Here is a 21205-nt window from a genome sequence, read left to right on the forward strand (position 1 = left end):
CGCATGACACCGCGCGTGGGCTCGCCACGTATTGCTGCGGCACTTCTCTGCCACTGGCGGCCTGATAATCTGGAATCTTAAGCGATGGTGTGGGAGAGACTGAAAATAATAGTCAATGAGCCCATCCTGTCGTATTCAAAGAGCCGCGACTTCACCTTCAGAACGCCGTCAAACCCGGGTTCGTCGACCCTCATGGTCACGTTGTCTCCAACGAGAGGAAGCAGATGTACCATCTGCGACCCGGTGGTGCGGTATGTGCCAAAACCGCCCGTGTACTCATACACATACGTCACTTTCTCGTCCATACATGTCCCGTTTGCGTGTGTAAAATTTTACGCTCCGCGATAGGCTCCTGGAGAGACTACCGCGTCCGGCCTGGTCAATTGAAGGCTGGCGGCGATCGTCTCGTCGCGAGCCGAAGAAGCATTGGGGAAAAAATCATAAACCTCATCCACCGATGACTCAGGCGAGAATCACCTTACTGAACAGCCATCCCGGTCAGCGTGGCGAACTTCACACGTCGGCTCGAAACACTGAAGCGTGAAGTGAGAGTTCCGATGCACGCGTCCGCAGCGTTGGCTGATGCTCTGTTCCCCTTATCGCGGGAAATCGAATCTGGCGGCTCAAGAAAAAATGCCTGCCGCCCGAGGGGCGACAGGCGAAATCGAGGGGCGGGGTTGCTTCACAGAGAAGCGCCCCCTCGAAAGACCGAAGCGGAGTTTAATCGGTCGAATCAGACAGCGGATGTGCGTGGCGGATTGAGTCAAAATGTTGACTGAACGGGACATGAGAAAGAGGCATACGGGTAGGCGCGGCTAACACGTTGCAGTGTGATACCGGCCGCATAGCCGTGGATGACCCACCGCTGTTCGTGACGCAGATTGTCGGCATGTCCGCCCGGGAAACGGTATTCCTGGCACGGGGAGTCCATTCCAGGGAGTCCTGCCATTTCGGCGCAGGCTGTACCGGCCAGGCTCCAGACCTGATTGGCGCCAACCGGCACGACAGGAAGGCGGGGAACGCATGCGAGGCCGCTGGCGAGCGGCCGCCCGCACGTGAACTTCACGTGTTCATTCGATTCCAGCTGATCAATTTGATTTGATGCGGCTTTACATGCGCGCAATGAACGTCCGTCTGTTCCGGCATGCATTCATCGAGCATTACTACATTTCGATGATGTGATCATGTATGTTTTCGAATTTGCAAATACTAAATATGAATATGGTTATTGAATAAATGAATTGACCGGATGCGCAGCCTTAAAGATCGCCATTGCAAAAAACCTGAAATTCCTTGCGCTGGAGCGCGCGCCCTTGTATGTCGCCTAAAGGATTGACCATATCCGCCAACATATTGGTCGATTCGGCCAGAAAAAAGTGTCGTAGACCATCCTTATGTACGATCAATCCCGATAATTAATCAGACTCAAAGCAAGTCGGAACGGACAACCAATTTCCGGGGAAAATCTGATGGGGTGGTCTTCAGTCGCTTATCGCAACAGCGCAATGGTACCTCACGTTTTGCCAGAGGCCGGTACCGCGAAACGCATCGGGATAGTTTTGTTCGGCGGCTTTGCCCTTCCCGAGGCGGCAGCGATCGCGGAGGTATTCCATTCGGCGAATGCGTTCACGGAGGGCGGGCAGTACCGCAGGACGCGATATGACGTCAGTTTATTGTCGGCAGCCGGGGGCAGGGTTGCGAGCTCTTCATCGGTATTCGTCTGGACCGAGGGCATCGGCGTTCAGCGCGAATCGGAGCGCTTTCACGCCTTGTTCATAGCGGGTGGCGGAGGCGTAATTGATGCGCTACGCGACGAACATCTGATTGCCTGGCTTCGGCGGACGTATCGCCGCGGGGAACTGGTGTTCCCGATCGGTGAAGGACGGGCGCTACTCGACGCCGCCGGGTTCGGGCAGGCGGCCGGTATCAGGCGATACGGCGAACGCGCGGGCGAAATCGTGCGAACGGGCGCCGGCAATGGCTCCTCGGGCGTTTCTGTCAGCCCGTTTCGAGCCGCCATTGCGGTGATCGAGGAAGATTTCGGCGCGGAAATCGCGCGTCAGATCGCCGATTGGGTTGCGCCATCCACGGATACCCGGTTTACGGCGATTGTGCGCAAGAATGCCTCGGTCGGCGTGAGCGAGAAAATCAAGGTGTCGGCAAAATGGCTGGAAGCGAATGGGCATCGCCATATTTCGATCGACGAGGCCGCGCAGATGGCGGGCATGAGCGAGCGTAATTTCCTCAGGCGTTTCAAGATTGAAATGGGCGTGACGCCGTCCGATTATCTGCTCTACGTGCGGCTTGATATGAGTTGTCGACTCCTTGTCGAAACCGATCTGCCCGTCGATAAGGTAGCTCGCCATTGCGGCATTGGATGTGGCGGTCGGCTGGCGAAACTCTTTCGCAAGCATCTGACGACAACGCCCACCGAGTATCGTATGAGCAAGCGGGTTTGAACGGAGAATTGCGCTTCTGTCTGCCTCGAATTTGCTAATTCACCTGGAAAAAACAGTTCATATCGTTTTATTTCAGATGCATTCGGTTATTTTTCAACCCAGGAAATTATTGGCGAAATTACCGGTAATCTGTCTTGCCGGGATCCTCTCTAATGACCATAAGCTCGTGGAAATTAACCGGCTGCGTCCGGAATTGTTCATGCCGGATGTTTTTTCTCGATCTCGCGAGATTCATTGCCCGCGTACAGGAAAATGGGTGGCCAGGAAAGTTTCTGGATCAGGTGGCGGCACTGAAAATTACCTGAAAAATCCCTGAATCCAGACTGAATTGACGGCTCATAGCCGAAGGGAAGATCGGAGTGAAGGCGAATTGAGCGAGAGAAAATACAGCGAGTAGGGCCGGTTCGGCCAAAATTCGCATCGCTTACGCCATGCGCGACTACGTGACCAACTGAGGCCTTATGCTCCCGCCTCGTCGTTTCGGCTCGCGTGAGCGGCGACTTCCACTGAATCGGCGGTCACGGCCGGACTACCGGTCTCAACGTCAAGCGTTGACCTTCGCGCACTTTGCCCTCGCCTGTTCCATCCACCGCGCCCGGCCTTGCGTGCCGATCAGTGGGGCCGGGATGATCCAACTGCGATTTGCCCATGTTAATGACACTCGGAGTCCCTCATGCTAAAAGTTACAAAGGCAGTCTTTCCGGTAGCAGGCCTTGGCACGCGATTTCTCCCTGCCACGAAGGCGAGCCCAAAGGAGATGCTGCCGATCGTGGATAAGCCGCTCATCCAATATGCGGTCGAAGAGGCTATGGCCGCCGGCATCACTGAAATGATTTTCGTGACGGGCCGCAGCAAGCGCGCGATCGAAGACCATTTCGACAAGTCGTATGAGGTCGAGGCGGAACTGGAAGCGCGCGGCAAGGACAAGCTGCTGCAATTGGTACGCAGCATCAAGCCGAGCCATGTCGACTGTTTTTACGTGCGCCAACCGGAGGCGCTCGGCCTCGGGCACGCGGTGCTATGCGCGGAGAAGCTGGTAGGCGACAGTCCGTTCGCCGTGATTCTCGCGGACGACCTGCTATACGGCAGCCCTCCTGTCATGACGCAAATGATCGAGGTGTTCGATCACTACCATAGCTCGGTGATCGGCGTTGAGGAAATTCCGGCGCAGGATACCAAATCGTACGGCATCGTCGACGGCAAGGAATGGGAGCAGTCCATCATCAAGATGTCGGGCATCGTGGAAAAGCCCGAGCCGAGCGCGGCTCCTTCAAACCTCGGTGTTGTGGGTCGATATGTGCTGAAGCCGCGCATTTTCAAACATCTGCGCACCATCAAGCCCGGTGCCGGTGGCGAACTCCAGTTGACGGATGCGATCGAGTCGCTGCTTGCCGATGAGCAGGTACTGGCCTACAAGTACCGCGGCACGCGCTTTGATTGCGGCAGCAAAATCGGCTACCTGAAGGCCACGGTGGAATTCGCGGTGCGGCATCCCGAGGTAGGCGTCGAGTTTCGTGAGTACCTTGAGGAGTATCTGTCTCTGCTGCCGATGTGAACGGGAGTGAAGGAATACGCCCATACGGCGGGAAGTCGAGTAGTTGTTCGGAATCCATAGAATAATCGCGATCACGGATATTGGCACGATTCCGCCATTTCCATCGCATGTGGCGGTCGTCCGTGACCGCCAACCTATTATCCTATTCAGCCAGCCGTCAGTTTTATGCGGATCGCTTGTGTACGATTTGCGGAAACGGCCCATATGTGCCGTAGGAGGCCACTTATCTTCGGGGGACGGCTGGATGGCAGGTTTCTTTTCCCGTGCTAGTCGCCATGCGACTCAGTCTCAGATGTTGCATGACGTTCGCGCGGTGAAACGCATCGGGATAGCCCTTTTCAACGGGTTCGCGCTACCGGAGGCAGCGACGGTAGTGGAAATCTTTCAGTCGGCTAATGCGTTCTGTACGTCCATGCGCATTGGTGGCCCGCTCTACGATATCTATTTGCTCTCGGTTGGCGGGGGAAGAATAGCGAGTTCGTCGTCGGTATTCGTCTGGACCGACAGCATCGAATCACGCGGTTACGCGGATGAATTTCACGCACTCTTCATTGCAGGCGGCGCCGGCGTTCACAACATGCTGAGCGAGGAGCGTCTCATTGCATGGCTGCGCTGGCTCGATTTACGAAGCGAAAAAATTTTTCCTATCGCCGAGGGACAGTTGCTTATGGATGCCGCCGAATTCGCGGACAAGTCCCACAAATTGCGTCGTAATGAAGGCGATCATACGGTCGCCCAGGGCGGCTTGAAAGTCTCGGGTTCAAAACGATCCAATACTCCGCTGCGCGCGGCACTGGCGATAATCGAAGAGGATCTCGGAGCAGAAGTCGCGCGCGAGATTACGGGACTGGTCAGGCTGCGCTTCGAGGCGCAGTTTACCGGAGCGCCAGGCCGGAATGTGCTTGGCGTGGTGAGCGAGAAGATTCAGTCTTCGGTGCAGTGGCTGGAGATGAATTGCGGCAGGGCGATCACGATTGAAGAAGCGGCGCAGTTCGTGGCGATGAGCGAGCGTAATTTCCTGCGTCGCTTCAAGACGGAAATGGGCGTGACGCCGTCAGATTATCTTCTGTACGTTCGCATCGATAAATGCTGCCATCTTCTGTCTGAAACGGATCTGCCTGTCGACAAGATCGCGCGGCGTTGCGGCATGGGCAGCGGCGGCCAGCTCTCGAAAGTATTTCGCCGGTATCTTGGCGTCACGCCGACCGAGTATCGCGCGAGCAAGCGCGCTTCCAGGCCGGCTTGAGAAGATCATGCCGCGGCTCGGGAGAACTGCGGTTGGAGGACGTTCAACCGGTCGACGGGGAAGAGCCTCGCTGAGCGAATGGCGGCTTCCTGTCAGTACACTTCGGCCATGCTGAAACGGGTGCCCAACGAATCGCGCTCCGATATGATCGGCGCCGTGTTCAGATCCCACTCAATGGCGATATCCGGGTCGTCCCATTGCAGGGTGCGTTCGTGCTCCGCCAAACCGCGCTCGGTGGTTTTGCACAAAACTTCCGCCACGTCCGACAGCACCAGAAAGCCGTGTGCGAAACCGGGCGGAACCCATAGCTGACGACAGTTGGCAGCCGAAAGCCGCGTGCTGATATAGCGGCCGAACGTGGGCGACCAGCGGCGCAGGTCGACCGCAACGTTCACTACTTCTCCGTTGACGACACGCACGAGCTTTCCCTGCGGTCGCTGAATCTGATAGTGCAGTCCACACAATACGTTGTACGGATAAACCGCATGGCGCTCCTGCACAAAGCGGTAGCCACGCGCTACATGCTCTTCGAAGTCCTCCTGATCGAAGCTGTCGAATGAAACGCCGTGCGTGTCGGAAACAATGCGTGGCTCGATCAGTTTGACGTCGCGAATTGCCGTGTGCTTGACCTGGATTGCCATTGTGACGAATAGGATGAGGGATTGCGGACACCCTGCATGGCGTGTTGCGGGAGGCAGGCCATTAATACTACAAGTGGCCGTTTATCCCTGAGCGCCAAAAGATTGGTGCGATACGCCATTTCGAGGGTCGGCGGAATCCTTCAATGTTTTGGCGGACCCGATCAGATTGTCCATAGGACTATCCGTCGCGTGATTGCAGATCCAGCGTGGCGTTGGACATGTACCGGTTGGCGGCGCATTGCGCCGGCTTCACGTGCTGCATGACGGGGGCGCCATGCTCATTTCCAGAAACACGCGAGTACATGACCGCGTCGAATCAAGTCACCAATAATGAACCGGCTCCTCGAATTTGATCTTCAGGCGCGTACGGAACTGCTCGCCTATCTGGTTGCGTCGCAACTGGTCGTACGCCAGAAGACCGGCCAATGGCTGAGGCCTGAGCAACTGGTCGAATCCACCTGGCTCTGGCTGCGCCTGAATCGCCGTCGCGCCGACTGGCTGCAGCGCGTCACGCTGGCGTGCCGTGCGCAACGGTTGGCTGAACAAATCGAGCGAACCTCGCGGGAAACATGCGACGCACGCAGTCTGGCGCGCATGTTCTTTGGCGGTGTGAGGTTGGACTTGCGCTCTCCGGCGGTGATCGAAATCTTCGTCACCTGTGTGGCCAATCTGCCGGGAGAGATCGTCTTTCATCGGCAGGACGACTGACACGAACGCGAATCCGCGCAAACGGAGTAACTCGTTGCGCGCCACAGCTGTGACCCCGCTCATCCTGTTGACTCGACATGTCCTGGTCAAATTACGCCGACACCGATGCTTGCACCGACCTTTTAACCTATCTCGTGGTGTCGCAATTGCTGAGGCATTCTCTAACCGGAAAATGGCTGACGGCCGGACATGCCGTCGAATTCACGCATCTCTGGATGTATGTGAATGGCCCGCTCGATCTGCTGGCTCGCGTATCGTTGGCGAGCCGCGCGCAAGCGCTCTCGGCGCAAATGCTGCGGGTGTCGAAACAGCTATTCGACGCAAAAAGCCTGGCGAGCGCATTCGTCGATTCAGGGCGTCTCGACTATCGGTCTCCGGCGGTGGCCGAAGTGCACCGGGTCTGCATGGCGCTCGTCGTCTCAGGGCTCAGATTCCCCGAGAGCGGAATCTGGTGCGACGCGGATTAGAGCGGGTGGTGACTGGAGGCGCGTGGAACCTGTCCAGACTATGAATGAATTAGACGGATGCGGCCAAACGTTTGTCATGAAACGGGAAGTACTAGCCGGTACTCTTAAAGAACTTCAATCGCTGCTCCTAAGTTGGTGAAATATATGGTAATTCTTCTTTCCGTCCTTGCGAATCTCTGCTTCGGATGGGCGATCTTCTATGCGGTTTTCAGCGTGCTCTCCGCGTTGAAGGTTGGGCGGCGACACTACCAGCCATTGATATTTCTCGAGTTCCAGCCGCATCGCGCGCGTGGGAACTGGGAAGCATCGCGGGCCAGGCTGATGTCACGCTTGCGGTTATGGGCAATTCTCAGCGTGTTGATTGGCTTTGCGTCGCTTACCGCACATCTATTGCTCTCGTAAAGGCTGCCGGCTCTGTGTTTGTTCCAGGAGTCAGTGCGTTGAAAGAGGTCGCTGGGCGCGGTTTCCGGCGACCTTCCGTGGTCCGCAATCGCCAATCGGATTGGCGCCGGCCGGCCAGATTGGTGGCGCAGCCTGCCAGGGAATTTTGCCAAAACGCGCCGCACCCCGAGGACGTTTGGCGATCCATTGGATGGCGCAAAGTGAATTTCCAAAAGGGCCGAGTCGAAGCATTGCGACTCGCAAAAGAGCTGGCGCTTCATACTTACAGAACGCAATTACTCCGGCGTTTTTCCGTTCCTGCTGCGATTACCCGGCCGCCTCTATCCACTCCAGATAAGGCCTATTCCAGGGCGTAATTGGCGAGTGGGCTAAAACGCCAACATGTTGGCGTTTTCCGTCAGTCACATAAAGTGAGAAGACGGTCTATGTATGATGCACTGCAACTGAGGCCGACGTACTTATTGCAGGTAAGCGGCTTGTGTGAGGTCCGAATACGAATGGAAAAGCACGATTTTTGTTGGCAACACGAGTACCGGTATTGGATCGGAATACGTTTATAGTCAAAAGGTCTGCGTAGCTTCAAAAGCTGGTGTGGCCTTCAATTTGAATTCGCTCGTGCAATAGAAGAGCGAACGTCGGAAGTGGCTGGAGACGCCACGAATACCACATCGGTTCAGTCCATCACAGAGGGCTTTGTGGCGATGGACAAGTCCCTTTGGGAACCACGAGCTATTTCGTTGCTGGATCACGGTGACCAGCAAGGAAAGGGTTGCGGCATTGTTTTTTGATTCGGTTGTGCAACTGCTCGGGTAACCGGGTCATCTGAATGAACTCGAATCAGCGGTTGCGTGACATGAAATAAATAGCGCGAGGCAAGGAAATGCTTTGCGAAGGCTGTTCAAGCTGGAACTACGAATAGGACTGCATATGGTGACCACCTCAACGGATGAAACTGTCGCGCACGCCGGCGACAACAAGGCGGTTTCGACGGAACAGGGGGTCCCTGCGGCTGTCCGGCTCGTTCCGGTGGTACTGGCGGGCGGGGCCGGTTCACGGCTGTGGCCCATGTCGCGAGAACAGTATCCGAAGCAGCTGATTGACGTACTCGGTTCGGAATCGCTGCTGCAAGCCACCGTGCAGCGGATGAAGGGCTTCAACGCGCAGGGGCGATTGGTGAGTACGCCGATTGTCGTCTGTGGAAACGAGCACCGTTTCGTGACGTCGGAGCAGTTGCGTGAACGGGGCGTCGAGGCGCGCATCGTGGTGGAACCGGCCCGCCGCGACACGGCACCTGCACTGACGTTGGCGGCCACCACGGCGTGCGCGGACGGGGAGGACGCGATTGTGCTGGTCATGCCGGCAGACCACGCGATCGTCGACGTCGCCGCTTTCCAGGCAGCAATCGCTCTGGCCGCGCAGCACGCCGAGCGGGGAGCTATCGTGGCACTTGGCGTGCCGCCCACGCGTGCCGATACGGGCTTCGGCTATATCAAGCTTGGCGATGAAATTAGCGGTGAAGCGCATCGCATCGAGCGCTTCGTCGAAAAGCCGGCTGCAGAAATTGCTGCTCAATACGTGGCGTCGGGCGAGTACTGGTGGAACAGCGGCATTTTCGTTCTACGCGCGAGTGTGTGGCTCGCGACGCTCAAGCGCCTTCAGCCGGCAATGTACGACGCCTGTCTGCAAGCGCAGGCGCAGGGTTACAGCGACGCTTCATTTTTCCGGCCGGGCGCGGATGCCTTCAGTTCGTCCCCGGCCGACTCGATCGACTATGCGGTGATGGAACACCTCGGTTCGCAACAAGGCATCGCGGAGGGCGTCGTGGTGCCGCTCAGCGCGGGCTGGTCCGACCTCGGTTCGTGGGACGCGGTCTGGGATGCGCTCGAAAAAGACGCCGACGGTAACGCTTGCCGCGGACGGGTCGTCTTCGAGGGCGCCACTTCGAGCTTCGCGCATTCGGAGAAGCGTCTGATCGCCTGCGTTGGCGTGACCAATGTGGTGGTGGTCGAAACGGACGACGCCGTGCTGGTAGCCGACCGTTCCCGTGTTCAGGAAGTGAAGATCGTAGTGAGCCGGATGCGGGCGTTGCAGGCGCCTGAAGCGGAGGTTCATCGCAAGGTGCGGCGCCCGTGGGGCTACTACGATTCGGTCGATCACGGTGAGCGTTTCCAGGTCAAGCGGATCGTGGTGAACCCCGGCGGTCGCCTTTCACTGCAGCGGCATCACCACCGCGCCGAGCATTGGATCGTAGTGAGCGGCACTGCCCTGGTTACGCGTGGCGATGAGGAATTTCTGCTGAGCGAGAACCAGTCGACGTTCATTCCATTGGGCGTGACGCATCGCCTCGAGAACCCTGGAAAGCTGCCGCTCGAATTGATCGAAGTGCAGTCCGGGTCATATCTCGGTGAAGACGACATTGTTCGGTTTGATGACACATACGGTCGGGCGTGACGCTTCGGCGGAGCACGCAGTCCATCTTCTGGCGGGGAAATCGGAACATGCTCGGAATACAGGGGTTATTGGCGCGACTCGTCGACGTGATTCTCATCGTGGCCGGCGCACTTCTGGCGTCGCACATCCGCTTTGAGGATCTCACCCAGACTCGGGTGGATGGCGCGTTCATTACGTTTTCAGTCGCACTTGCTCTGGTGTCGTTCCCGGTGTTCGGCCTCTATGAATCGTGGCGCGGCCGCTCGCTGTTGCGACTGAGCGGACAGGTTTCGCTGGCCTGGCTGCTGGTTCAGGCGGGCGGACTCGTGCTGATGTTCTCCGTACACCGCACGGATATGATCTCGCGGCTCTGGTTTATCTATTGGACCGCGACGAGCGCAGCCGGCTTGATCGGCTCGCGTCTGGTGCTGCATTCGGTGCTGCGTAGCGTGCGCCACGCCGGTATGAATTTGCGCAACGTCGCCGTGGTGGGCGGCGGGGTTCATTGCAGGGAAGTCGTGAGCAAGGTGCAGGCGTCTCCGGCGAGCGGATTTCGCATGTCCGCTCTATTCGAGGTTGGCGCGGGCGAAGTTTTCGCACCCAAAGGCATTCCTGTATTCGAGAACTTCGGCAAGTTCTCCGAATACGTTAGAAATAGCGCGATTAGAGAAATCTGGCTGGCATTGCCGTTGTCGGAAGCGCCAACCATGCTCCGTTTCGTGAATGAATTCCGCGAGGACCTCGTGAACATTCGCTTCATTCCGGATGTGCGCAGCATGGCGTTGTTCGATGCGGGTGTGGTGGATCTGATCGGTGCGCCGGCAATCAGTCTGGTGGCATCGCCGTTGCCCGCACGGGCAATGGTGCAGAAAGAGATCTTCGATCGTCTGTTCGCGGCGCTGGCGCTGCTCGCGTTGACACCATTGCTGCTGATCATCGCGATCGCGGTGAAGTGTTCGTCGCGCGGTCCGGTCTTCTTTACGCAATTTCGGAAGGGTGCCGACGGTCAGGTGTTCCGTATCTATAAGTTCCGGTCCATGCGCGCTCATGCCGAGAAAGCAGGCGTCGTCACTCAGGCCACCAAAGGCGACCCGCGCATCACGCGAGTAGGTGCGCTTCTACGCCGCACGAGTCTCGATGAACTGCCGCAGTTCTTTAATGTACTGCGCGGCGAAATGTCGGTGGTCGGGCCACGGCCGCATGCGATCGAGCATGACGAGATGTATCAGAAGGTTGTGGACGGCTACATCCATCGCTATCGGATAAAACCCGGTATTACCGGTTGGGCGCAGGTAAACGGATTCAGGGGAGAGACCGATCGACTCGAGAAAATGCAGAAGCGGGTCGAGCATGATCTCTACTACCTGCAGAACTGGTCGTTCGGTCTGGACATGCGAATCGTGATTGCGACGATGGTCAAAGGGTTGGCGAGCAGCAACGCCTATTGACAAGGCAGCAACCCCAGCGACTTGCACATAAGTCCGCGCATGAACTTCAGTCGACGCACGTAAACATTGGCCGCGGGGTGTACGCGGGAACCCTCGCAGGGTTCCCGTACCGATAGCGCGGAAATCAACTGGTCTACCGAACCGCGGACCGCAAAAGGGCAACGCAATTTTTCATACACGATTCACAGGGAGATCGTGCGATTTTGTTGCAGTCGACGCTGCCGCCGAATTCGAAATCAATGAAAAAGCATTTGAAGGATTATCTGATGGCATTATTGTGGAAGTGGGCCGGTGGTTGTAAAGGAACTGATTGCCGTCGCGGATTTCAATTGCTGTCCGGACTGGCTGCAAGCGTCATTCTGTCGGCCTGCTCGGTCGCTCCTGGAATGCGGATGACGGCACCTCCGACGCTACCGCTGACTAGTGGCGACGCACAGACTCCGCCGGTCGATCTTCAGGTGCCGATAGTCGACATCAATACCGCATTGATCAGGAAGATGCGCGATGAAGTCGGGCAGCCGACCGCGGTCGAGAGCAACAAGCTTTTTGCCTACACCTCCGGATATACGCTCGGCGTGGGCGACGTACTGCAGATTACGGTTTGGGATCATCCTGAACTTGCCGTCGCGCAAGGCATGCAGCAGACCCAGACAAACGTACAGCGCAGTACGGATCCGGCAGCCGGTTTCGTTATCGAAAAAGACGGTACGGTTCGTTTTCCATACGCCGGGAAGATTGCTGTCCGCGGCCTTCAGGTTGGTGAAGCCCAGGAGCGGATTGCCGCCGCGTTGAGGCGCGTCTTCGAGAATCCACAGGTCACGGTCAGGGTTGCGTCCTACCGTGCGAAAGAGGTCTACGTGGACGGCCAGGTCAGGAGTCCGGGCGCCATATCCATAACCGACATCCCGATGACGCTCTACGAAGCGATCACGCGGGCAGGCGGCCTCGCTGACAGCGCCGACCAGAGCCGCATGATACTGGTGCGCGACGGTGTCTCCTATCAGATAGATCTCGCGAAGATGCTTGCTCGCGGAGAGAACCCTTCGAAAATCCTGATGCAGAACGGCGATCTGCTGCGAGTCGTCTCGCGTGACGAAAGCGGCGTCTACGTCATGGGCGAAGTCAATAAACCAGCTACCGCTTATCCGTTGAGAAATGGCGCGCTGACGCTCAGTGAAGCACTGGCTCAGGCGGGAAGTATCAACTCGAATTCCGCCGACGCCGCGCAACTCTACGTAATACGCAGTTCGGGAGGCGCAAATCCCGAAGTCTTCCATCTGGACGCCCGCTCGCCCGTATCAATGATTCTGGCGAACGAGTTCCAGTTGCAACCGAAGGACGTGGTGTATGTGGACGGCAGCGGGCTTGTCCGGTTCAGCCGTGTTCTTAGCCTGCTCCTGCCGGCGATCAACGCGGGTCTAACCACGGCAATCGTGACGAAATGAGCGTCAATTCCATTCTGATCGTTTGCGAGGGGAATATCTGTCGAAGCCCGATGGCCGAGGCGCTGGCCAATGATCTGTTTCCACGGATTCGCGTCAGCTCCGCCGGATTGAACGCGCTGATCGGCAGAAAGGCCGATCCGTTTGCCATGTCGGCCATGATGGAGCGAGGGCTCTGTCTGGAGAAGCACGTGGCACGCCAGCTCAGCTGGTCGATGGTGAAGGCCGCGGACATGATCCTCGTCATGTCCGCCGAGCAGAAGAAGAGGGTTGAAGACACTTACCGGTTCGCAACAGGCCGAACTTATCGAGTGGGCCATTTTCAGCAATTCGACGTGGCTGACCCGTACCAGAAAGGCAAAGCTGAGTTTGAAAAAGCGTTTGTGTCGATCGAAGCGGGCTTGAAGCGTTGGTCATACGCGCTGGAAGAACTGAACGTATAAATATAGGTAACAAATGGCTGCTAATCTACCCGCGTCGCCTGACGCCACCCGTGCCAATGACGACGTTTCGTTTGCCGATTACCTTTCGCTGATATATGAGGGGCGGTGGCTCATTGCGGGAATCATGGCGTTTGTGATCGCGCTCAGTGTCATCTATGCGTTCGGCGCTCGTCCCATCTACGACGCTAACATCCTGATTCAGGTCGAAGATTCCGACCTCTCCGAAAAGAATCTGCTGGGAGATCTGGCACCGCTCCTGGACGCAAAATCCGCGACTACCGCTGAGATCGAACTTTTGCGATCACGACTTGTGGTCGGATCCGCGGTTTCGAGTCTGAAGCTCTTTATCGAGGCGACGCCCCGGCATTTTCCGATCATTGGCGGATGGGTGACCAATCGCTACGAGAGCAGGATGTCGGCGGCCGAACCGGCCGGGATCGCGCCTCCATTTCTTGGTCTGAGCCGCTTTGCCTGGGGCGGCGAGAGCATTCAGGTCGATCAATTCGACGTTCCAAAGACATACTGGAAGAAAAAGTTCACGCTGGTGGCTACGGGTCGCGACTCTTATGTATTGAAGAGTTCGGGCGACGTCGTGCTCGAAGGAAAGTTGAATCGTGTCGCCAGAGGCCGGGTCGACGACGGCGAAGTCACGCTGCTCGTGAGCCGGTTGGCTGCCCGCCCGGGAACCGAGTTCATTCTCAGGCGCAGTTCCGAACTTCAGGCGGTGGAAGATCTTCAGGAAGATCTCAAGATCGAAGAGAAGGGCAAGCAGTCCGGTATCCTCAGCGTCACCCTGAATGGACCGAATCCGAAGAAGACGAAAAGTATTCTGGATGCGGTGGCTAACGAGTATGTGACGCAAAACGTCGCGTTGAAATCGGCGGAAGCACAACAAACCATCGAGTTTCTCGACCGCCAGCTCCCTCAGTTGAAGAGCCAGCTTGACGATGCCGAGGTCAAGTACAACCGTTTCAGAAACGAGAAAGGCACGGTCAATCTGAGTGAGGAAGCGAAACTCATATTGCAGCAATCCGTGGATTCGAACACGGCGCTTCTCGAGTTGCAGCAAAGACGGCTGGAGTTGAGGCAGCGTTTCACTGAGGAGCACCCGAGTGTCGTTGCGCTCGACAAGCAGATTGTGGCTGCAAAAAGTCAAACCGAGTCGCTCGGTAGCAGAATCTCCGGTTTGCCCAACCTGGAGCAGGGCGCTTTGCGTCTGATGCGTGACGTTGCAGTCGATACGGATCTCTACACGGGCCTTCTGAATAGTGCACAGCAGCTTCGCGTCCTGAAGGCAGGCAAAGTCGGCAACGTGCGTGTGGTCGATTTTGCACAGGATTCGGAGGAACCGATCAAGCCGAAGAAGGCTTTGGTGATCGCAATGGGTGTTGTGCTGGGCGCCATTTTCGGCGTGACGACCGCGTTCGTGCGGAAGGCGTTCTTCGGCGGCGTCGAGAGTGGTGACGCGATTGAGCGTGCTACGGGTCTGCCCATCTTCGCCACCATTCCGCACAGCGACGAGCAACGCGCGCTGGACGATGCCGTGCGTCAGCGCTTAAAGGGCTCTCATATTCTTGCTCACCAGAGTCCCGCGGATACGACCGTTGAGAGTTTGCGCAGCCTGAGAACGGCAATTCAGTTCGCCATGCTCGAGGCCGGGAACAACATCGCTATGGTCACGAGTCCGAGCCCTAGCGTGGGTAAATCGTTCATTGTCGCCAACCTCGCAACGATACTTGCCTCCTCCGGAAAGAAGGTGTTGCTAATAGATTGCGACCTGCGTCGTGGACACGTGCATGACTGCTTTGGCTTGGCACGCGAACCGGGCGTCAGTGATTTCATATTGGGCGAGATCAGTCTCGACAAGGTTGTTCAGCGCGACGTTCTTCCGGGGCTCGATTTCATTTCGACCGGCACTGTGCCACCGAATCCGTCCGAGTTGCTGACCAACGCGAGATTCGCGGAAATGCTGCAGAAGCTGCAAGCTTCATACGACATAGTGATCGTGGACAGTCCGCCGGTCCTCGCCGTGACGGACGCCGCGATTATCGGCAAGCATGCCGGGACGACACTTCTGGCGTTGCGTTATGCGCAGCACCCGCTGCATGAAATCGTCGAGTCCGTTCGGCGACTGCAGCACGGCGGAGTTGCACTGAAGGGCGCATTGCTCAACGATCTGCCTCGCACTGCGCTCGGCTACGGTCGCAGATATGGGCGGTACTACGCGTATGAATACGGGCAGCTAACGAAATGAAGAAAATCCTGTCAATCAGCACGCGTCATCGCGACGGACAAAGTCCTGCGCCGGGCACGTTGACCGACGCTCATCACGTTGCAGTCGTCCTCGTGAATTATAAAAACGCCAGGGATACGTTGCGCTGCATCGAATCGCTTCGACAACTGGACTACGGCTCTTATTCCATTGTCGTTGTAGACAATTGCTCCGGAGACGGCTCTTATGAACGGTTCATGGAGCTTGGGCCGTCGGTCAAGGTCATAGGCTCGGATTCCAACGACGGCTTCGCCGCTGCGTGCAATATGGCGATGAATGCGTTGCGGGATTCCGCGGTCAAGTACTTCTGGCTGCTGAACAACGACACCATCGTTCGCAAAGACACGCTGTCGGAACTCGTCGCAGTCGCTGAACAGAGCGCTGCCATAGGCGCCGTCGGATCACGGATTGTCGATCTGCACAACGTCGATAAGACGATCTGCGCCGGCGGCGGAGTAATCAGCCGTATTACCGGTCGATCCATGCACGTTGAGAATTTCACGGCCGACACCAAGCTGGACTACCTGTGTGGGGCGAGTTGTCTGATTCGCCGCGATGCGTACTTGGACATCGGGCCACTCTCGGAAAAATACTTTCTCTACTGGGAAGACGCTGATTACAGTTTCCGGCTGGCGAAAAAGAACTGGTCGATTTCGTTTGCCGACAAGTCGATCGTCATGCATGCGGAGTCGAACACGGTCGGCAAAGGAAGTCCTCGATTCGACTACTTCTTTTCTCGCGGCTCGGTCATTTTTCTCAGAAGCCATTTCAAATATCACTGGGCCGTTCCGCTACTTGTTTCCTTGTCGGGCAGGCTCGCTCGCCGTGTGATAAAGGGCAATTACGCGGGAGCCGTGGCAATTGCGACCGGAGTGGCACATGGCCTGTCAGGTCAACTTCGGCGTCCCGGCTGACGAATCGCTATGGCAATCCTTGAAATCTGTAAGGCACCGGGGAGGGCGCTTCCGCCAAGTTTGCTGTTGGCCTCGATCGCACTTTTTGCCGCGCTCGGCACCCGGATTTATGCCGTTTTCGGAATCATCCGTTCGATGACGACCGCGTGTTCCATGCTGTTCTTTTTCCGCTATTTAAAGGCTGTCAGCGGGGCGCACGGGCTGATCGCCAGTTATAACGCAGAGACCTGTCTCGCGGCGATTCAGCACCAGGCCGGTTCCGTCAGCTCGATGAGAGTGCGGATATGACGCGACACTTCAACTCACTTTTTCGCCAGGCGCTGGGATCGAACGTCGCGATTTTGGGGCTGAATTTCGGCAACGTGGCGCTTACGTCGCTGTTCGCCGGTTTGAACACGCGCGGTGCGGTTACGGCGATCATGGCCTATCCGCCATTGTTAGCGTCGATATGCTGCTTCGGCCTTCATCTGGGTTTCGTGTATCTGACGCAACGATTCCCTGAGCGCGCGGAAAGTCTATTTAAATGTTTGATCGTCTGCGCCGTTTTTTCCATCGGTGCGGGCACGCTCGTCAGCCTGACAATTGCGCCGTATATCGCCGGCAAAATTTCAGCTGATAGAACGCTGGTGACGATCTGGACAATCGTTCTGACCGATACGACGATTGTCTATGCGCTGTTTTCCGGAGCATGCCAAACCGAAAAGCTGTTCCATGTATTCAGTGTCTCGCGGTTGATGTCGCCCGCCGTGACCGCAGTGGGGATTCTGGTTTTCGGTCTTTTCTCGGTGGTCGAAACGCAGGCTTATCTGGCTGCTTACGCCGCCGGATCGCTGGTAAGCAGTGCGTTCACGATCGTCGTGTGCATCAGGGAATACAAAAATAAAGGGGTGCTGGCCCGCAAGGATGTTCGCGAACTGGGCCGCCTCGCGTCGCTGTACTGGATCGGCGATGTAATGAACATCCTGGTCTGGCAGGTGGACAAGATCGCGTTAATCGCACTGTCCATGCCGATGCGGGAGGTAGGCATCTATACGATCGTCGCGGCAGTTGCGCGGGGCGTAGGCCAGATTCCAATTTCGTTGAGTCAGGTGCTTCTGGCAAAGGCAATCGGAAAATCAAGAAGCGCGGTTGTGGAACAAACCGCGGTTAATTTCCGATATATCACGGTTTTGTCCGTGCTGATGGCGGGTTGCCTCGCGCCGGTAATGCTGTCGTCGTTCTTTATTACGAACGTGGAGATTTCCCGATTCGTCAAGGTGCTGTGCATTCTCTCCATCGACTCCTGCGTGGCCGGAGGAAGCCTGATTGTTTCCCAGGCGTTCAGCGCGGTGGGCGAGCCGCATAAGGGGGCGATCCGCCAACTGGTGGGCGGCTTGTCCGCGATTGTATTTGCGTATTTTCTCGGTTTGCAACTCGGAGTCGTGGGCGTTGCGACCGGGATTCTGATGTCCTCCGTTCTAAAACTCACCGTGGCGTGGGTGATGTTCAAGAGTGCTTTTGAGACGCGATCTGAAAATTGGATGCCTTCACGAACCGACTGGGGTGGGGCATTGGGTTTTTTCAAACGGGGTGGCTAAATGAATTCATTAAAATACAAACTGACGTCGTTGCTGGAAATCATTCCGCAGGGCGAGCACATAATATTTGCCGACTATCCCGTTTACTTCAATATCGGGGATTTGCTGATATTCCAGGGAAGCGAGAATTTCTTCCGCGACAATAATATCGTGATCGATGACCGGTTTAGTCTGAAGGAAAGGTCGCAGCTTTCCAGAAGCGCGGTTGGCGACAGAACGATCGTATTGCAAGGCGGGGGGAATTTCGGTGACCTTTATCCGTGGCATCAGTCGTTCCGCGAGCACATCGTCAGGCAGTTTCCCGACAACAAGATTGTTTTGCTGCCACAGACGATCCATTTTTCTGACAAGGCCAAGGCCAGGGAATCGGCGGCAATTTTCAGAAGCCATAAAAATCTGCACATCTGCGTCAGGGACGAAAAAAGCTACCAATTTGCCGTGAATTTTCTGAGCGACAAAGTCCGCCTGCTGCCGGATATGGCGCATTGGCTTTACGGATCATCGGCGTTCAAACCGGCAACGCGCGATGCGGCAAAAGGCACGCTCTGGCTGATTCGTGGCGACAAGGAGCAGCCGCAGGCTTCACATGTTGCGGAATCGCCGGTGCAGGACCGGGATTTTCAAGGCGATTGGAACGATTTGCAAAAGTTTTCGGCGCCGTTTCTCGAGCAATGGTCGAGCAAATTTCATCGGGTTGCGGGGATGGCTCCGGTGAGGGTCGTTCGCCCGTGGAAAATGTACCTGCCAATGGTGCGTTCGATCATCGAGGCGAATGTGAATTTTTTCTCGAAATATGAGCGCGTCGTGACGTCGCGATTGCATGGGCATATTCTCGGCGCCTTGCTGGATAAGGAAATCGTTTTGATTGATAACTCGTACGGCAAGAATTCGGGTTATTACGAATGCTGGACGAAGGCGCTGCCCAATGTGGTTCTCTCTGCGAACGGAGCGTGAGCCGTGCGCAAAGCGTTCGTATTGCTCTGGGCCGAGATTTCCGTTGAGAACTGGAAGAAATCCTTCGAAGAAGGTATTCGGCCGGACAGGTCTCCTTATGGATATCATTATCTGGAGGAGTCTGGATTCGACGTGCTTTATTCGAAATCAGTTAACGAAAATTACCTTTCCAGAATTATCAGGAAAAGTATTTCCAGAATCTTTCGTGCTGATCTCGTGCATGCACTGAGAAATATCAGAGACATGGCGAAGTCGGACTACATCTTTACGCACACGGATAGAGAAACGTTCTCCGTCCTGCTGTTGAGAACGGTTTTTCCGTGGCTGATAAAAGCAAAGACCGTATGCCAGATCATCTGGACCCCGGACCTGCTGAAACAGCAGAGTAAGTTCGGCGCAAGGCTGCTCGGTGCCGTTTTGAGTAAGTCAGATCTGGTAATAACGTTGTCCAGCCAGAACCAGGACTGGCTGAATCAGCTCGACAGCCGGATCAACGCGAAGTCGGTGAAATTCGGTATTTGTCACGACAGCTTTTCGGCTGACGAACTCCCGGCTATACGGGACGATTCGGCGCTGAGAATTCTCGCAATCGGTAACGACGAACATCGCGACTGGAAGACGTTTTGTGCGGCCCTGTCCGGGATGAGCGAAGTCCGCGTCCGCGTGCTTAGCCGCACCTTCAGGAAATCGGTCGCGTCATATCCGGACAATTGGGAAATAGAGTCCGCGAATTCGCTAGGTGAAGTGAAAGACGCGTATGCATGGGCGGACCTCGTCGTGGTGCCGCTCAAAAGCAATATGCATGCGTCCGGCATTACATGCGTACTGGAAGCGGCGTTCCTCGGCGTGCCTGTTATCGCGGCAAATACCGGAGGGCTGACTGACTATTTCGACGAAGGCGAAGTGATGTACTACGAGACCGGGAGTGCCGAATCGCTCGGTTCGCAAGTCAGAAGACTCGCCAAGGATGTCTCGGCGCGACGGAGTTATCAGCGCGCAGCGTTCGATCGTGCGCGTAATGAAACGCTGACCTCAAAAAACTACATTGACCAGCAAGTGAGTTTGATTCTGGCTCGAGATGCAATCGGGGGGACCTGATGAAAATAGTGCACGTGTGCGAGACCCTGAAGGGCGGTATCGAATCGTATCTGGCGGAGATTATTCCGTATCAGGTGGGTCTGTATGGAGCGGAAAATATCCACATCATCGTCCCGCGCGACGGAGATGAAGGGCGAAGCGAGTTTCACGAGGCCGTTGTTTGGGAATTCAGGCGGCAAGGGCGCTCTTTGTCTACGATGCTGAATCTCTGTCTCGCGATTCTCAAGATCGTCAGGACACAGGCGCCGGATGTGATTCATCTGCACAGTTCTTTTGCCGGTGCCATTGGTCGCGTTGTATTGATGGCATTACGCAAGGAGACGAAGGTTATTTATTGTCCGCACGGTTGGTCGTATCTGCGCCAGGGGGCCGAACATACGAACTGGCTGTGGAAGAAGATCGAAACGATGCTCGCGTTGGCGTGCAACAGGATCGTTTGCATTTCTGAACATGAGTACAACGCCGCACTCGATGCCGGCTTGCCGAAACAGAAGCTCGAACTGATCGTAAGCGGTATCTCCGACCTCGTCCCGGACGCACCGCGGAATCAGGCTGTCTCATCCGAAAAGCGTGCGATACGCCTGTTATTCGTCGGCCGGCTGGATTATCAGAAGGGTGTCGATCTTCTATTCAACGCGCTTCGATTGGCTGCGCGAAAAGACATCGAATTGACGGTGGTCGGGGAGGCGGTCGTCAATTCCGGCTGGTGGGCTCAGGTACGTGGATCGTGTCCTGAGAATGTGCAAATCATCGGCTGGCAGGAACGAGATGCATTGCAGATTTTTTATGATCTCGCGGACGCTCTCGTGGTGCCTTCACGCTGGGAAGGTTTTGGCCTCGTTGCCGTTGAAGCACTCAGAGCGGGCACGCCGGTGATATGCAATGTGGCGGGAGCGTTGCCGGATATCGTGGAACACGGGATTAGCGGATATCACCTCAATTTTGAAAATGAAGAGAAGGCGGTAGCCTTTTTCTCGGACCTGAAGCTTGAAAACCTGACCCTCCTGAGGCGTGCAGCGCGCGAGCGCTATACCAGCGTTTTTAAATCGCAAGCGATGAACGAAAAAATGCTGCAAATGTATCAGGCGGTAATGCCACACGCAGAGACGGTGGGCGCCGCCGGGTTCATGGAGTAGTTGGCCGGATTTA

At 56.4% G+C, this 21205-nt stretch carries 18 protein-coding genes; 16 read left to right on the plus strand and 2 right to left on the minus strand.

The window, feature by feature from the left end:
* Positions 1 to 77 precede the first annotated feature (77 nt).
* The gene (locus BXE_RS28400; RefSeq protein WP_040124784.1) at positions 78 to 305 is read right to left on the minus strand and encodes a hypothetical protein; all 228 of its coding nucleotides are present in this window, start codon (positions 303 to 305) and stop codon (positions 78 to 80) included.
* Positions 306 to 1469: 1164 nt separating this feature from the next.
* Between BXE_RS28400 and BXE_RS28410 the strand changes: the two genes are divergently transcribed.
* The 3 genes from BXE_RS28410 (at position 1470) to BXE_RS28420 (ending at position 5260) form a co-directional block, all read left to right on the plus strand.
* A complete protein-coding gene (locus BXE_RS28410) occupies positions 1470 to 2459 on the plus strand; it encodes a GlxA family transcriptional regulator (protein ID WP_011491570.1) in 990 nt (329 codons plus the stop codon).
* Between the two features lie 673 nt (positions 2460 to 3132).
* Entirely contained in the window at positions 3133 to 4014 is an 882-nt protein-coding gene (gene galU / locus BXE_RS28415; protein WP_007176973.1) for a UTP--glucose-1-phosphate uridylyltransferase GalU, read from the plus strand.
* Positions 4015 to 4258: 244 nt separating this feature from the next.
* Positions 4259 to 5260, plus strand: coding sequence for a GlxA family transcriptional regulator (locus tag BXE_RS28420; protein WP_011491572.1), 1002 nt, complete (start codon positions 4259 to 4261; stop codon positions 5258 to 5260).
* 92 nt (positions 5261 to 5352) lie between these two features.
* Here BXE_RS28420 and rfbC read toward each other — a convergent pair whose 3' ends face one another.
* Complete coding sequence (gene rfbC, locus BXE_RS28425; RefSeq protein ID WP_011491573.1) at positions 5353 to 5901, minus strand: dTDP-4-dehydrorhamnose 3,5-epimerase; 549 nt, start codon at positions 5899 to 5901, stop codon at positions 5353 to 5355.
* 330 nt (positions 5902 to 6231) lie between these two features.
* Between rfbC and BXE_RS28430 the strand changes: the two genes are divergently transcribed.
* The 13 genes from BXE_RS28430 (at position 6232) to BXE_RS28495 (ending at position 21192) form a co-directional block, all read left to right on the plus strand.
* Positions 6232 to 6609 (plus strand): hypothetical protein, encoded by a 378-nt coding sequence (locus BXE_RS28430; RefSeq protein ID WP_011491574.1) that lies wholly within the window; start codon positions 6232 to 6234, stop codon positions 6607 to 6609.
* 77 nt (positions 6610 to 6686) lie between these two features.
* Positions 6687 to 7076 (plus strand): hypothetical protein, encoded by a 390-nt coding sequence (locus tag BXE_RS28435; RefSeq protein ID WP_011491575.1) that lies wholly within the window; start codon positions 6687 to 6689, stop codon positions 7074 to 7076.
* A gap of 1329 nt (positions 7077 to 8405) precedes the next feature.
* Positions 8406 to 9929: a mannose-1-phosphate guanylyltransferase/mannose-6-phosphate isomerase gene (locus BXE_RS28445; protein WP_011491578.1), complete on the plus strand. Its 1524-nt coding sequence runs from the start codon at positions 8406 to 8408 to the stop codon at positions 9927 to 9929.
* Between the two features lie 47 nt (positions 9930 to 9976).
* Positions 9977 to 11356, plus strand: coding sequence for an undecaprenyl-phosphate glucose phosphotransferase (locus tag BXE_RS28450; protein ID WP_011491579.1), 1380 nt, complete (start codon positions 9977 to 9979; stop codon positions 11354 to 11356).
* Positions 11357 to 11742: 386 nt separating this feature from the next.
* Positions 11743 to 12801 (plus strand): polysaccharide biosynthesis/export family protein, encoded by a 1059-nt coding sequence (locus BXE_RS28455; protein WP_011491580.1) that lies wholly within the window; start codon positions 11743 to 11745, stop codon positions 12799 to 12801.
* A complete protein-coding gene (locus tag BXE_RS28460; protein WP_011491581.1) occupies positions 12798 to 13241 on the plus strand; it encodes a low molecular weight protein-tyrosine-phosphatase in 444 nt (147 codons plus the stop codon). The genes BXE_RS28455 and BXE_RS28460 overlap by 4 nt, the downstream gene beginning before the upstream one ends.
* Before the next feature lie 13 nt (positions 13242 to 13254).
* The gene (locus BXE_RS28465; RefSeq protein WP_011491582.1) at positions 13255 to 15495 is read left to right on the plus strand and encodes a polysaccharide biosynthesis tyrosine autokinase; all 2241 of its coding nucleotides are present in this window, start codon (positions 13255 to 13257) and stop codon (positions 15493 to 15495) included.
* Complete coding sequence (locus BXE_RS28470) at positions 15492 to 16427, plus strand: glycosyltransferase family 2 protein (RefSeq protein ID WP_011491583.1); 936 nt, start codon at positions 15492 to 15494, stop codon at positions 16425 to 16427. The genes BXE_RS28465 and BXE_RS28470 overlap by 4 nt, the downstream gene beginning before the upstream one ends.
* Before the next feature lie 9 nt (positions 16428 to 16436).
* Entirely contained in the window at positions 16437 to 16715 is a 279-nt protein-coding gene (locus BXE_RS28475; protein ID WP_011491584.1) for a hypothetical protein, read from the plus strand.
* Positions 16712 to 18004: a lipopolysaccharide biosynthesis protein gene (locus BXE_RS28480; RefSeq protein ID WP_011491585.1), complete on the plus strand. Its 1293-nt coding sequence runs from the start codon at positions 16712 to 16714 to the stop codon at positions 18002 to 18004. The genes BXE_RS28475 and BXE_RS28480 overlap by 4 nt, the downstream gene beginning before the upstream one ends.
* Positions 18005 to 18958, plus strand: a complete 954-nt coding sequence (locus BXE_RS28485; RefSeq protein ID WP_011491586.1) for a polysaccharide pyruvyl transferase family protein — start codon at positions 18005 to 18007, stop codon at positions 18956 to 18958.
* A gap of 3 nt (positions 18959 to 18961) precedes the next feature.
* Entirely contained in the window at positions 18962 to 20056 is a 1095-nt protein-coding gene (locus BXE_RS28490) for a glycosyltransferase (RefSeq protein ID WP_011491587.1), read from the plus strand.
* On the plus strand, positions 20056 to 21192 hold the full coding sequence (locus tag BXE_RS28495) for a glycosyltransferase (RefSeq protein ID WP_011491588.1): 1137 nt from the start codon (positions 20056 to 20058) through the stop codon (positions 21190 to 21192). Before BXE_RS28490 ends, BXE_RS28495 begins: the two co-directional genes overlap by 1 nt.
* Positions 21193 to 21205 lie beyond the last annotated feature (13 nt).

Origin of the sequence: Paraburkholderia xenovorans LB400, from assembly GCF_000013645.1 — a bacterium.
GTDB lineage: Bacteria > Pseudomonadota > Gammaproteobacteria > Burkholderiales > Burkholderiaceae > Paraburkholderia > Paraburkholderia xenovorans.